10 protein-coding genes are annotated in these 13139 nt (G+C 69.6%); 1 reads left to right on the top strand and 9 read right to left on the bottom strand.

Annotated features, from left to right (window positions below; genetic code table 11):
• Positions 1–12: 12 nt before the first annotated feature.
• The 7 genes from ACN8HC_RS05355 to ACN8HC_RS05325 all read right to left on the bottom strand — a co-directional run bounded on the left by ACN8HC_RS05355 (position 13) and on the right by ACN8HC_RS05325 (position 9017).
• Entirely contained in the window at positions 13–1845 is a 1833-nt protein-coding gene (locus tag ACN8HC_RS05355; RefSeq protein WP_490073842.1) for a class I SAM-dependent methyltransferase, read from the bottom strand.
• Between the two features lie 202 nt (positions 1846–2047).
• The gene (locus ACN8HC_RS05350) at positions 2048–3313 is read right to left on the bottom strand and encodes a DUF445 domain-containing protein (protein WP_490073841.1); all 1266 of its coding nucleotides are present in this window, start codon (positions 3311–3313) and stop codon (positions 2048–2050) included.
• Positions 3301–4047 carry a DUF4352 domain-containing protein gene (locus ACN8HC_RS05345; RefSeq protein WP_490073840.1) on the bottom strand — a complete coding sequence of 249 codons (747 nt, stop codon included), beginning with the start codon at positions 4045–4047 and terminating at the stop codon, positions 3301–3303. Before ACN8HC_RS05345 ends, ACN8HC_RS05350 begins: the two co-directional genes overlap by 13 nt.
• 63 nt (positions 4048–4110) lie before the next feature.
• Complete coding sequence (locus ACN8HC_RS05340; protein WP_490073839.1) at positions 4111–4647, bottom strand: hypothetical protein; 537 nt, start codon at positions 4645–4647, stop codon at positions 4111–4113.
• Positions 4648–4683: 36 nt separating this feature from the next.
• Entirely contained in the window at positions 4684–5913 is a 1230-nt protein-coding gene (locus ACN8HC_RS05335; RefSeq protein ID WP_490073838.1) for an McrC family protein, read from the bottom strand.
• A 13-nt stretch (positions 5914–5926) separates the two neighbouring features.
• Positions 5927–6673: an McrB family protein gene (locus ACN8HC_RS05330; RefSeq protein ID WP_490073993.1), complete on the bottom strand. Its 747-nt coding sequence runs from the start codon at positions 6671–6673 to the stop codon at positions 5927–5929.
• Positions 6674–6698: 25 nt separating this feature from the next.
• Positions 6699–9017 (bottom strand): ScoMcrA-related endonuclease, encoded by a 2319-nt coding sequence (locus tag ACN8HC_RS05325; protein ID WP_490073837.1) that lies wholly within the window; start codon positions 9015–9017, stop codon positions 6699–6701.
• 185 nt (positions 9018–9202) lie between these two features.
• On the opposite strand from ACN8HC_RS05325, the gene ACN8HC_RS05320 reads away from it, so the two are divergent.
• Entirely contained in the window at positions 9203–10348 is a 1146-nt protein-coding gene (locus tag ACN8HC_RS05320) for a MalY/PatB family protein (RefSeq protein WP_490073836.1), read from the top strand.
• A gap of 8 nt (positions 10349–10356) precedes the next feature.
• Here ACN8HC_RS05320 and serA read toward each other — a convergent pair whose 3' ends face one another.
• Positions 10357–11547, bottom strand: coding sequence for a phosphoglycerate dehydrogenase (gene serA / locus ACN8HC_RS05315; RefSeq protein WP_490073835.1), 1191 nt, complete (start codon positions 11545–11547; stop codon positions 10357–10359).
• Positions 11548–11629: 82 nt separating this feature from the next.
• Positions 11630–13108 (bottom strand): FGGY-family carbohydrate kinase, encoded by a 1479-nt coding sequence (locus tag ACN8HC_RS05310; RefSeq protein WP_490073834.1) that lies wholly within the window; start codon positions 13106–13108, stop codon positions 11630–11632.
• Positions 13109–13139 lie beyond the last annotated feature (31 nt).

Below are 13139 nucleotides of genomic sequence, written 5' to 3'. Positions count from 1 at the left end.
GAACCCGACAGCTCAGCCGCGGTAGCGAGCGACCACGCGATAGAGCACCGGATCCTCGTCGCCGTACGGCGAGAGGCCGTCCGACTCCTGGTCGCTCACGACGTCGAAGCCGAAGCGGCCCTCGAGCGCGGTGCGGAACTCCGCGGCGTTCTGGAAGCGCCGGTAGTGGTTGCCGAACGTCTTCGTGCGCTTCTCGTCCTCGTCGGTGCGGAACTCCGCGGCGAAGAGATCACCTTCGCGAGCCACGGAGGCAATGTGCGACAGAAGGTCCTCCTGCACGTCCGCCTTGATCGAGTGGAGGAAGAACCGCAGGTAGAAGACCACACCGTCCTCGTGCCGGTCCCGGAAACTGCGCAGCGCCGTCCCCAACGCGTCGGAGTCGGACACGTCGCACACCGCGAATTCGGCGTGCTCACCGACGCCCAGCTGCTCGGCGCGCAGCTGCGCCCGCTCCACGGCCACGCCGGACTGGTCGATGCCGAGGACGCTGCGGCCGGTCAGCGCGAAGGCGCACGAGTCGCGGCCGTCGCCGCAGCCGATGTCCAAGACCGCATCCGGCAGGCCGTCCAGCTTGCTGACCTCGTCGAAGAACGTCGAGCCCTCGGTATTGCTGTGTCGAGCATAGAAATTGGACCAGTAGACGCGATCCCGCTGCGGGATCGTCAGCACACCGTCGTCGGCGACGTCGGTGCGCGCATGCGACCAGTGGAATCCCGGTTTGGGCAGCCGCCAGTCGTCGCCGTAGATGTGAGCGACCAGCGGTTCGGGGTTGCGGGGGCGCAACACCTTTCCACCCGGGAAGTCGACCAGCTCGGTGCCCTGGTAGTCGGCCCTGGTGTAGCCGCGGGTGCCGGCCACGCCCCAGGGGAACCGCAGGCGGCCCTCCGGGTCGAAGTAGAGATGGAACAAGTCGATCCGATAGTTGCGGTCCTCCGGGTCGTGCACGTGCAAGACCCGCTGCCGCATATCGACCTCGAGGCCGGCTTCCAGCAGTGCGAGGGCGATCGCGATGAGCTCCTCCGCCGCTTCCGGACCGGTCCGGTGCTCGGAGATGTATGCCGCGTCGAAGTCGGCGTCGTGCCCGATGTAACCGCCCTCGCGCACCGATCCCAACAGCGTGCCGTAGATGATGAACACGTCGTGCCCGAAGCGATCGCCGACCACGTCCCGCACCTGCGCATAGAGCCCGGCGACCCTTCGCTGCCATTCCTCGTCGAGCCGCTTGGACAGCAGGATCCGGCCGGTCTGCGTCAGGATGTAACCCTCGTCCAGCCGCTGCTGGAGCGTGGCGAGGTCGAATGTGCCGGACTTGGCCGCCCGCAGGAACATGCCGTGGCCGGTGATGGGCAGCGGCTGCCCGGCATACCGCACCGCGAGCCGGTCGCCCTTGCGCAGGTAGGCCCAGATCTCCGTGACCTGGAAGGAGAACGCTCGCGCCTCGAACCCCTCGCGGACATTGCGGCGGCCGTCGGCTCGACCGGCGGCGACCCCGCCGCCGACGTACCGCTGATGAGTGGACGCTGCCTGGGCCGACGGCGCCGCCTCGTCCTCCTTGGTCACGCGCATGCCGGCGAGGGAGCCGGCCGGGGTCGGGTAGGTCCTGGACAGCTGGATCGGTCCGACGTGGAGTGTCACGGGAGTCGGCGCGGCGCTGATCGGCACCATCACCCAGCCGGAGATCTGCGTCTCGGCGACCCGCTCGACGACCCCCGTCACGGGGACCGACGGTTTGGTCCCGCCGGCCCCTTTGCCTTGCAGCTCCCGCATCGCCCGGCGGGCACGCCGTAGCCCTCCGCGCGATCGCTCCGGGAGCCGGTCGATGATGCGTCGTCGCAACGCTGCCATGCGTCAGCCACCTCCGGGCCACGTTCGTCGTCGGCGCTGCCGGTCCGCGCTACGGCAGACCGCTCCCGCAGGGCAGCATCGACATCGAGTCCAGGGATCTTCTCAGCGGGGATTCAGCAAACATACCTGGAAAGTTCGGCGCATCAAGCAAGGTGTGGTGCGTGTGTGCCGTCCTCCGCCGCAAACGCGTTCGTCTGCCGCGTCAGAGGAGGTGTGCGAGGGAGTAGATGACGAGGCCGACAAGGCCGCCGACCACGGTGCCGTTGATCCGGATGAACTGCAGGTCGCGGCCGACGTGCAGCTCGATCCGCTGCGACGCCTCCTGACCGTCCCACCGTTCGATGGTCTGCGAGATGACGGTGGAGATCTCGTGGCCGTAGGTGGTGACGACGTGCCCGGAGATCTCACCGAGCCGCCGGTCGAGGGCTCCCCGCAGGTTGTCGTCGGTGACTATCCGGTTGCCGAGGTCGGACAGCGCGCGGACGAGCCGCTCGCGCAGGTCACTCTCCGGATCTTCGAGTGCCTCCACCACGACGCGCTTGACGGACTGCCACATCCCGACCAGCGAGTCGCCGACGGACGGGTGCGACAGGATGCGCAGCTTGAGCGTCTCGGTGCGTTCCATGGTCGCCGGGTCGTTCTGCAGGTTGTCGGCGAGTTTGGCGAGCAGGTCGTCGATTGCGCGACGCACCTGATGGTCCGGGGTGTCGCGTATGTCGGCCAGCCAGCGGACCAGCTCGACGTGCAGCCGCGCCGCGACGGTGTCGTCCAGCCACCGCGGTGACCACCACGGCGCGCGGCTACCGATCAGCGAGGTCACAGTGGTCCCGTTGTCCCGGACCCAGTCGTGCAGCTCGCGCACGGCGAGGTCGACGACCTGCCGGTGCGAGTCGTCGCGCACGACACCTTCGAGCAGACTGCCGAGCAGCGGGGAGACCGGTTCGCGGCCCAGCCGCGGCAGGAGCACCCTGCCGAGGAAGTCGCCGACCTCGGCGTCACTGATCGAGTCGATACCTTTCGCGAGGGCCGGTGCCGACTCGGTCACCACTCGCCGGGCGTTGCCGGGGTCGGCCAGCCACCGGCCGACCCGCATCGGGACCTGGGCGGTGGCAAGCCGCTGCTGCACGTTCTCGGCGGTGAGGAAGTTGTCGGTGACGAAGTCCTCCAGGCTGTGCCCGATGCTGTCCTTGCGTTCGGGGATGATCGCCGTGTGCGGCACTTTGAGCCCGAGCGGGTGCCGGAAGAGAGCGGTCACCGCGAACCAGTCGGCGACGGCGCCGACCATCGCAGCCTCGGCAGCGGCGTTGACGTAACCCCACACACCACCGTGGCCGTGGGTGAGGACGAAGACGATGGCCGCAGCAACGAGCAGCGAACTGGCGATCAGCCGCATCCGGCGCAACCGGGTGCGCCGGATGCGATCCGCAGGACTCAGCGTCCCGGTGCTCGCGGTGATCAGTGCGTCCATGCGACGGGCGCGTCGCTCTTCTGGGACAGGCCCGGCAGGTAGAGGAACGCGTATTTCGTGTAGTCCTGCCCGGCCGGTACCTCGAAGACCAGCGTCCCCGTGTAGCTCGTGGTCTTCCCCTTGCCGATCGTGACGACGTCGAACTGCTCGCGCTGGGGCACGATGTCGGAGATGGAGTCGGAGTCACAGACATTGTTGTGCGCGTCGCGCAGCGTGAAGTCGGTGCCGCCGAAGACGCTGGCGTTGCCGGACTTGTACCTCACGGTGACCTTGACCAGAAGGTAGACCTGGCCGTGCTGCGGGCCGAAGATGTCGTCGGCGGCAGGCTTCTTGGCGACCGGCTTCGCGGCGGTCATCGTGACGGTTCCCTCGTATCGCTGGGTCACGTCCAGCGGCTTGCCCCACGACGTCTTCTTGGTGCTCGGCGTGAGCACCGCCGGAGTGTCGTAGTTGTCCTGGGTCGTGCACACCTTCGACGGGTCGCCACCGCTGGACGTCGTCGGTTGGGCCGAGACGGTGGGGACGCCGGTGCCGCTGCTACTGCCACCGGCGTCGGTCGGAGCGACGGTCGGCACGCCGCTGCCGGTGCTGCTGGCCGTGGACGCGGTGGAGGTCGTGGTTGCCGGCGGCGCCTGCACGGCGGGGGCTCCGTTGTTGCAGCCCGCGACCGCACTCACTACGAGCACGACCGGCACCGCACCGAAAGCAAGCCTGTGCAAACCCCTGGTCCTCATGATCGTGACAAACCTTTCTCGATGAAGCGTCCGACTCCTCGCCGGTGCCGCGGAGGTGCGCGCTCAGGCTACGCGAACGGTCCACACCTCCGGCTTGCCGGATGTGTGCTCGTCCTTGGCGAATTCGCGCGCTCCTTCGCCAACCGGGACTCCTTGATGGGTCGCCGCCTGGCTGATCGCGGTGGCGATCCGGTCCCACACCGCTGCTCCCTGCGGGAAACCCATCTCCCAGGTCATCGCCTCCACTCCGATCACGGTGCGATCAGGCATCAGCTGCGCCCGCACGCGCGGGTAGGAGCCGTCGATCTGGATGACGATCGCGCCCTGCTCGGGGTGTATGTCGGTGACCCGGTCATCGGACGACGCGACGTGGGTGATCAGTTCCCCCGCGCGGGTCGGGTCCGCGCCGAGGGTGAGCGTGCGGCCCATCATCGTGAGGTGCTTGGTCGCCGGACCTGCGGTGATCGCCCGGCCGAAGTTGCCCTCGATCGCTCGGTCACGCACCTGTCGGTGCGCCGTGGGGACCTTCGATTTCATGAAGTACCAGACGAACGACCCGACGATGATGACCAGCAGCACCACGACCAGTTTGGCTAACACGGCCCCCAGTATGCCGATCCCGCGGGCCGGGACGTGTCAGTGGAGCGGCGCCGGCCGACGCTCGCCCGGCCGCTGGTATGCCGGACGAGGGTACGACACCAGCCGGACGAGCTCCGCGAGCGTGTCGAGCGAGCCGGCGAGCCGGGCCGACGGCACGTTGAGGCGCAGCGGCACGCACAGCAGCCGGGTGCCGATGCTGCGCACGACCACCTCGGGAGCCGGCGGCTCGTCGGCGTGCGCGTAGATCAGCAATCCTGCCTCGAGCCCCAGCGCGGAGGCGTACGCGAGCAGCGGGTAGAAGTCGGAACCGTCGTGCCGCGCGGCGAGCAGGTGGTAGGCCACGTTGCCGACGAGGACCGGCCGCTGGTCGCGCCGCAGCAGCAGGTCGGGAGTGAAGTGCCACTGCTCCTGGACGTCGAGCGCGTACTGCGGCCGCTCCTCGAGGCTGATGTCCGGCCAGAGCCGATTGCTCAACTCGACAGTGATCCACCGCCGGAAGAGGTCGTCCATGTCGACCATGAACGCGTGGGCCGTCTGCTCGCCCTCCAGATGGCGGATGGTGATGCCGTCCAACGCTTTTCGAGCCAGCTCGAGCGCGGGCGAATAGTGCTCGTTGAGCCGGGTGATCGGCAGCTCGCCGTGGTGTTCGTCCGGCGTGGTCGCCCGCACGCCTTCGAAGCGCTGCACCAGACGCAGCCCGTCGCGTCGTACCAGCGGCGGCAGGTCCGGCCAGCTGAGCACCTGGCGCACCGCGCACAGCAGCATGCGGTTCTCGGCGATGTCGGGCGTGAACTCGGCATACCGGCACGGCGGGGTGGCGGCGTTCCACGGGCGGGTCGCCAGCTGATCGACGAGGAGGCGACCACGGATGACGCTGGTGTCCTCCTCGATCGTGACGTAACCGTGCAGCAGCCCGCGCCGGGTGGCAGTGTCGATCGCGCGCAGCAGGAACGCGGCGACGCCGTCGACCAGTTCGCTGTCACCGGACCAGCCGATTTTGTCACTCCCCCACGCGTCGGACGGCAGGCCGGCGGAGAACATCGTGAAGAGGTTCTCCATCGGCGCACGCGGTTCGACGCGGATGGTGCAGCCGGGCACGACGAGCGCACCGACCCACGAGCCGGTGCGCAGGACCACCCGCTGTGGATCGGCGGTCGCGACGATCGTGATCTTGTCGGCGGCCGCCTCGAGCAACGCTGCCCGGGCGGCGGGGCGCAGCCGGACCGGCGCGCTCTCGCTGTGCTCGCGCAGCAGCACCTTCGTCATGTCAGGACGCTCCTCACGGCGTCGCCGCAGGCGGCTCCTCACCGGCCGCTGCCCGCGCCCTCGGGCCATGACGCTCGAGCACGCTCTGCCAGGTGAAGGTGCGCAGCACGTCCTCACGTCCGTAGAACTGGTCCTCGATGAACGGGTAGACGCTGTAGGTCCAGATCCGGCCGAGCGCGGCGTCGGTCAGGCCCTCGACCATGAAGTGGCTGTGCCCGATCTGCAGGTGCGGGCCGCGCAGCGCGCGCCGCAACTCGTCGTTGACCAGATCCACGATCCCGGCGACCCACACCGGACCGTCGTGTGCCTCGAGCCAGCGCCGCAGCAGCCCCTCCATCGGACCCTCGTGCGGCATGAACGGCACGAAGTGGAAGCGCCGGCGCAGCGCCGCGTCGACCAGCGCGATCGACCGGTCGGCGGTGTTCATCGTGCCGATGAAGTAGAGGTTCGGCGGCAGTTCGAAGCCCTCGTCCGGCCGGTATGACGTCATGACCGACTGCGACCGGTATTCGAGCAGGTAGAGCAGTTCACCGAACACCCGGGGCAGGTTGGCCCGGTTGATCTCGTCGATCAGCATGATGTGCGGGGTCGTCGGGTCCGCCTCGGCGGCCTCCGCGAGCATTGCGAGTGGGCCCTTGCGCAGCTCGTAGACCATCTGGCCCTCGGCGTCCAGGCGGGGCCGGAAGCCCTCGAAGAAGTCCTCGTAGGACGTCGACGGGTGGAACTGCACCACCTGCCGCTTGGTGGAGTCCGGCTGCAGCGCGGCCGCGAGGCGCTGTGCCAGGTTAGGTCTTGCCGGTCCCGGGCGGCCCGTAGAAGATGACCTGCTTCTTGTCCTCGAGCAGGCCGTGGACCTCCCGCAGGAAGTCCTCGTCGACCAGCAGCTCGGCGGCGGCCTCGGCGATCAGGTCGCGCTCGGGGTCGGCGGCCGACTCCCCCTTGTGCAGCAGCCAGAGCGCGAACTGCACCTGACCCCAAGGGTCGCCGGGCAGCAGCGGCTCCAGGCGGGCGCGCAGCCGGTCGTTGATCACCACGTGCAGCCGAGCCCGGTTGGGGCTGTCGATCTTCGGCAGCTGGACGCCCACGGCACGGGCGACGGCGATCTTGCCGGCCGCGCCGCCGAGGGAGTGGATCGGCAAGTAGCGCCCGGGGTGGACGATCGCCATGAGCTTCATGACGACGGCCTCCCCCAGGCCCGGGGCCGGCATACCCTCGCCCAGGATGTGCTCGATGCGGGCGACGTCGTCGCCATCGCCCCACAGCAGTCCCTTGATGGCCCGCGCGAACGCGTCCAGCCCGGCCGCGTCCATGGTGGCCAGGCTCGACTGAAGCACCGAGTGCGCGCCGGGGTGGCCGTAGGCCCGACCGTTCAGCAGCCGCCGGAACGCCGCCAGGTCGAACGCGTCGAGCCCGGCGGGCTCGAGCGCCTGGGCGAGCGCGCGCCGCTGCTCCTGGTGCCACGCGTCGCGGCCGCCCGGATAGGGACGTTCGGCGATGAAGCGCTCCAGCTGGGCGAGCAGGTCGAGGTCGACCGGCCCGGTCGGGGTGGGCTCCTTGCCGGACATGACCTCGACGAGTGGGCTCAGCCGGCGCACGGTGTCGACGATCTCGTCTGCGAAGTCGGCCCGGCCGAGCGCGTCGGGATGCGGCCACCAGCGCCCGACATACACCTCACCGCCGGGGTATTCGCGGTCGACCGGCTCCACCCGGTCGGGGCTGCTGGTGGTGCGCAGGTGGAAGAAGCGCAGGCCCTCGGGCAGGTGCTGCTGGACGACGGCGCCGATCTCCTCGTGCCGGGCGCCCGACCCGGGACCGTCCCAGCCGGAGTGCAGGCCGACGGCGATCCCGGACCGGGTGATCCACAGCCGGAAACCGGGGGCGCCGGTGCCGCCGGGCAACGCCCAGGTGGCGTGCGCGTCCACGCGGTATGGCGCATCCTTGGACTGGCCGGTCCGGGTCTGCAGGTTGGTCTCGTGCAGGCGTAGCCCGGTCGCGTGCTGTAGCGGTCCGACCAGGGAGCGCACGGTGAGAGTGGCGGTGCCCCGCAGCTGCAGCGCGAGCCCGGCCGCCCGGGCCTCGGAGTCGGCGTCCGGGTAGCCCAGCCCCGGCTTGTAGCCGGCGATGAGCTCGGCGGCCTCCTCGCAGATGTCCGGCAGTGTCGTGCCGAACCCGACGAACGACTGCTTGGCGCCGAGATAGCCGACCAGCCGCTCGGCGAGGCGCGGATCGTCCGGTTCGAAACTGCGGCACAGCTCGGCGAACGCGAGGTAACGCTCGGAGTGGCTCAGGTGCCGGCCCATCCAGCCGAGGGTCTGGAAGGGGTCCGAGCCGCCCGGCCACAGCGTCGGCCAGTCGCGCGAGTCGTCGGTCGACCAGAAGACCGACAGAGCGGTCGGCACCCGGGTGGCGTCGAGCTTGCCCTCGGTGTATTCCTCGAGCGCGCGAATGCGCAGTGCCGCCTCGTCGTCGTGGCGGGGCGTCTGGGTTGTCTCGACCAGCAGGTCGGCCAGGTCCCGCTCGAAGCCCTCGGCGGTGCTGCGCAGCTGCCCGAGCCAGGTCGGCAGGCTGGACGCGTGCTGCGCGAACGGGCCGGGACGCCGCGACCACACGGCGAATCCCTCGACGAAGGCGTGCAGGTCGCGGTTGACCGCGAGCGTGCGGAGCAGCTCGCGAGCCTCCGCAACGCGCACGTCTCGCAGCGAATCTACGTGGTGCCAGAGGCTTTGCGCCGCCGGGTCATTGTTGGCCGCGACCTTGATGAGTTCATAGGTCGCCCTCCACCGACGCAGGTCACGCTGCCGGACCGGGCTCGGGACGTTGGTCCGTTGCGCACGCTTCACCTCGAAGCCGAGACCCGCCAGGTGAGCTCCCACCTCGTCGGCGGGCGGCATGGACACCGGGGTCAGCGGGCCGAAGTCGGCGCGGGCGAAGCCGTGCGCAGCGGCCGCGATCGCCGGGGCGTCATAGACGACACCGTCCTCGTGCAGGACGTGCTCGAGATCTGCTTCGAAGCCGTATGCCGCCAGGAACGACTCTCGTCCCTGGGACTGCCACTCCTGGAGGGCGGCGAGCACATCGTCGCGGGTGATGTCGGCAAGGGCCACGGCGTCTGACAGCTCCGGGAGTCGCAGGTGGAACGGGGAAGCGGATCGACCAGCCAGATTACGGGATGGTCCGGAGCGGTCGCTGGACGCGGTACCCGGCGTCACGGCCTCGGCTGTATGCCGGTGGGGGTGCTACGCCGTGCCGTACGAGGATCTGCCCCACGACGGGGTTTAGCCTCGGACAGGTGGACATCGCGAGCATCATGGACCAGGTCACCGTCGAGGAACTCCGGGCGCGCGGCTCGGTCAAGTGGTCGGTGACCAGCGGCGACCAGCTCGGCGCGTTCATCGCGGAGTCGGACCTGCCGCTCGCTCCGGTCGTGGCCGAGGCCGTCACCTCGGCGGTCACCGGCGGGCTGACCGGCTATCTCCCGACACCGGTCGCCACGGCCACCAGCACGTCGTGCGCGGCGTTCCAGCAGCGGCGGTTCGGCTGGAACGTCGAGCCGGCACAGGTCCATCTGCTGCCCGACGTGCTCGGTGCTCTCGCGTTCACGCTCGGGCACCTCGTCGCACCGGACGCACCGGTCGTGCTGCCGACGCCGGCCTACATGCCGTTCCTCGAGTTGCCCGGTGCGGTCGGTCATGAGCTCCGCTTGCTGCCGATGGACCAGGTGGACGGACGCTTCGTCATCGACCCGGACCGACTGGGCACCGCGCTGGCCGACGGCGGTGTCCTGGTGCTGGTCAACCCGCACAACCCGACCGGTCAGGTGGCGACTCGCGAGGAGCTGCTGGCGATCGCGGACGTCGTCGAACGCACGGGCGCCACGGTCTTCGCCGACGAGATCCACTCTCCCCTGGTCTATTCCGGCGCCTCGCACATTCCCTACGCCTCGCTGGACGAGCGTACCGCCGGGCACACCGTCACCGCGGTGTCGGCCTCCAAGGGCTGGAACCTGCCCGGACTCAGCTGCGCCCAGCTGATCCTGACTTCGCCGGAGCACGAAAAGCGTTGGGCCAGTTCGCCGTTCGTCGCCCGGCATGGCACGTCACCGCTGGGCGCTGTCGCCGCCACGGCGGCATACGGTCCAGACGGCGTGGCCCACCTGGACGCGAGCCTCGACTACCTGCAGCGTGGCCGGGATCTCTTCGCGGAGCGTATGGCGCAGGCGCCGACCATCGGCTACACGCCGCCGGCGGCGACGTACATCCACTGGCTCGATCTGCGCGGCACCGGCGTCGAACCGCGTGCGGTCGGCCGCCGGACCGGCGTCCTCGGCACCGAAGGAACCAGCTGCGGCACAGCGGGATTCCTGCGGCTGACGCTCGCCACATCGCACGCCGTGGTGGCGGACATCGCCGACCGGCTGGTCAAACTGGCGGGTTGAACAGCCTGCTAGCTGATGACGCGCAGCTGGATCGTCTCGGGCATCTCGCGGAGCGCGGAGACCGCTTCGTCCGGCAGCTTGGCAACGTCGGTCACGACGTAACCGTTCTCACCGCGGGTGTTGAGCAGCTGTCCCTCGATGTTGACGCCGTGCTCGGCCAGGATGCTGTTGACCTTGGCGAGCACGCCGGGGGTGTTGCGGTGCAGATGCGTGATGCGGTGTCCGCCCGGACGTTGTTCCAGCGTCAGCGACGGTAGGTTGACGCTCAGGGTGGTGGTGCCGCGGTCGATGTAGTCGCGCAGCTTGCTGGCGACGAACCGGCCGATGTCCTCCTGCGCTTCCTCGGTGGAGCCACCGATGTGCGGCGTGAGGATGACGTTCGGAATGCCTTGCAGCGGCGACTCGAACGCCTCGCCGCGCTTCTTCGGCTCCTTCGGGAAGACGTCCACCGCCGCGCCGGCGATGTGACCGGACAGGAGATTGTCCCGCAGCGCGTCGTAGTCGACGACGAAGCCGCGGGACAGGTTCAGGAACAGCGAGCGGGGGCGCATCCGGGTGAACTGCTCAGCGCCGAAGAAGCCGGCGTTGCCGGACCGGCCGTCGACGTGCAGCGTGACGACCTCGGCGGTCTGCAACAGCTCGTCGAGCGTGTCGCAGCGGTGCGCGTTGCCCATCGCGAGCTTGTCGTCGGTGTCGTAGAAGTAGACCTGCAGACCGAGCATCTCGGCGACGACGGACAGCTGGGAGCCGATGTTGCCGTAACCGACGATGCCGAGCCTGCGGCCGCGGATCTCGTGGGCACCCTTGGAGTTCTTGTCCCAGACGCCGCGGTGCAGCGACCCGTCCTTCTCGGTGAGCCGGCGCGCCATGGCGATGATTTCGGCGATCGCGAGCTCGACCACGCTGCGGGTGTTGGAGAACGGCGCGTTGAAGGCGGCGATGCCGCGCGAGGCCGCCTCGTCGAGCGCGATCTGGTTGGTGCCGATGCAGAACGCGCCGATCGCGGTGAGCTGCGTCTTCTCCAGCACGGCCGGAGTGATCTCGGTCTTGGACCGCAGACCGACCAGGTCGACGCCCTGCAGCGCCTCGATCAGCTCGGACTCGTCCAAGGCTCCGGTGCGGGTCTCGACCTCGAACCCGGCATCCCGCAGGATGGACTCGGCCAATGGATGGATGCTTTCCAGGAGCAGCGCCTTCACAGGCGGAAGTCTCCCACTGCGGCCGGTCCGCCTTCGCGCCGCGTCCGTTATTCGGGCGATTTATCCGTATGGCGGACCGCGGTCAGCGCGCTGTCTCCAGCGCTGCCAATGCGTGGACGACGTCGCGGGTGCTGTCGTAGAGGCGGCGGTAGAGCGGATAGCGCTCGTCATACAGCCGCTGTGCGTCGGTGCGGGGCCGGCAGACGGTCCGGGGCGGGTTCCAGCGACGGATGTCGACGTCGGCCACCTGCGTCGCTGCCAGGTATGCCGCCCCGTATGACGCTCCGATCGTCTGCTCCGGGATGAGCTGCTCGAGGCCGGTGACGTCGGTGACGATCTGCGGCCACAGCTCGGTCGTCGCGCCGCCGCCGACGGCGATCACCCGGTGCACCTGGGCGCCGGCCGTCAGCATCGTCTCGACGTTGTGCCGGACGCCGAAAGCCGTTGCCTCCAGCGCGGATCGATAGATGTGCGCCCTGGTGTGCGAGAGGGTGAGGCCGGCGAGGACACCGCGCGCCGACGGGTCCATGATGGGCGTCCGCTCGCCCGCGAAATACGGCAGCATCAGCAGCCCGTCGGCGCCGGGCCGCACCCGCGCCGCGTCGGCGGCCAGCTGCGCGAAATCGTCCGCACCGTACAGCTCGCGCAGCCAGGCGGTGATGGCACCGGAGGTCGCCATACCGGCGGCCAAGCTGTAACTGTCCCGGAACGCCCCGACCAGCCCCCACAACGACGGCATGGTGACCGGCTCCGTGACGGTGTTGATGAGGAACATCGTGGTGCCGTACATCAGCATGAGGTCGCCGCTGTTGTGCGCGTCGGCGCTGACTGCTTCGGACCAGGCGTCGATCGTGCCGGTGATCACCGGAATCCCTTCCGGCAGGCCGGTTTCCGCGGCCGCCGCCGCCGTGACCTGTCCGGCGGTCTCGTCCGCCCAGTGCAGCGGCGGTAGTTCGATGCCGGGGGCGACGAGCTGCGCCCAGTCGTCGATCCATGCCTGCCGGTGGATGTCGTAGAGCGGCGTGGTCTGACTGGCCGAATGGTGATCGAGGACGTAGGCGCCGGTGAGCTTGCGAACCAGCCAGGACGATGCCATGAAGAGCCGGCGCGCGGAGCGGTATGCCGCCGGTTCGACGTCACGCACCCAGGCGATCTTCGACCCGGCGGCCTGGCTGGACATCGCGCTGCCACACCGCTGCAGGATCTCCGCAGCGCCGAACAACCGGTTGCAATCGTCCTGTTGCTGCCGCGCCCGGGTGTCGACGCCATACAGGATCGCCGGCCGGACGGGCCGGTCGCGCTCGTCGGCGAGCAGCACGCAGGGGCCCATACCGCTCACCCCGACCGCGGCGACCTCGTGTGGCCCGGATGCGGTGAGCTGGCTGGTGATCGCCCGGAAGTCGTCCCACCAGACCTCGCCGTCCATCTCGACATGGCCGGGTGCCGGCCGCTGCACCCGGTGCTCGCGGGTGGCCTGCGCCACGACTCGCCCGGCCGGGTCGACGAGGACGCCCTTGCTGCTCGAGGTGCCGATGTCCACACCCAGGAAGACCCGCTCCATGCACGGGAGGCTACCCGGGGGTCGGTGTCCG

This window comes from Flexivirga sp. YIM B11880, assembly GCF_058148645.1.
This window is presented reverse-complemented; position numbering and strand designations above follow the sequence as displayed.

What these genes read in the sequence shown, in the direction of transcription:
- ACN8HC_RS05355 (WP_490073842.1), bottom strand. Translation starts at nt 1,845, where the DNA reads ATGGCAGCGTTGCGACGACGCATCATCGACCGGCTCCCGGAGCGATCG.
- ACN8HC_RS05350 (WP_490073841.1), bottom strand. Translation starts at nt 3,313, where the DNA reads ATGGACGCACTGATCACCGCGAGCACCGGGACGCTGAGTCCTGCGGAT.
- ACN8HC_RS05345 (WP_490073840.1), bottom strand. Translation starts at nt 4,047, where the DNA reads ATGAGGACCAGGGGTTTGCACAGGCTTGCTTTCGGTGCGGTGCCGGTC.
- ACN8HC_RS05335 (WP_490073838.1), bottom strand. Translation starts at nt 5,913, where the DNA reads ATGACGAAGGTGCTGCTGCGCGAGCACAGCGAGAGCGCGCCGGTCCGG.
- ACN8HC_RS05310 (WP_490073834.1), bottom strand. Translation starts at nt 13,108, where the DNA reads ATGGAGCGGGTCTTCCTGGGTGTGGACATCGGCACCTCGAGCAGCAAG.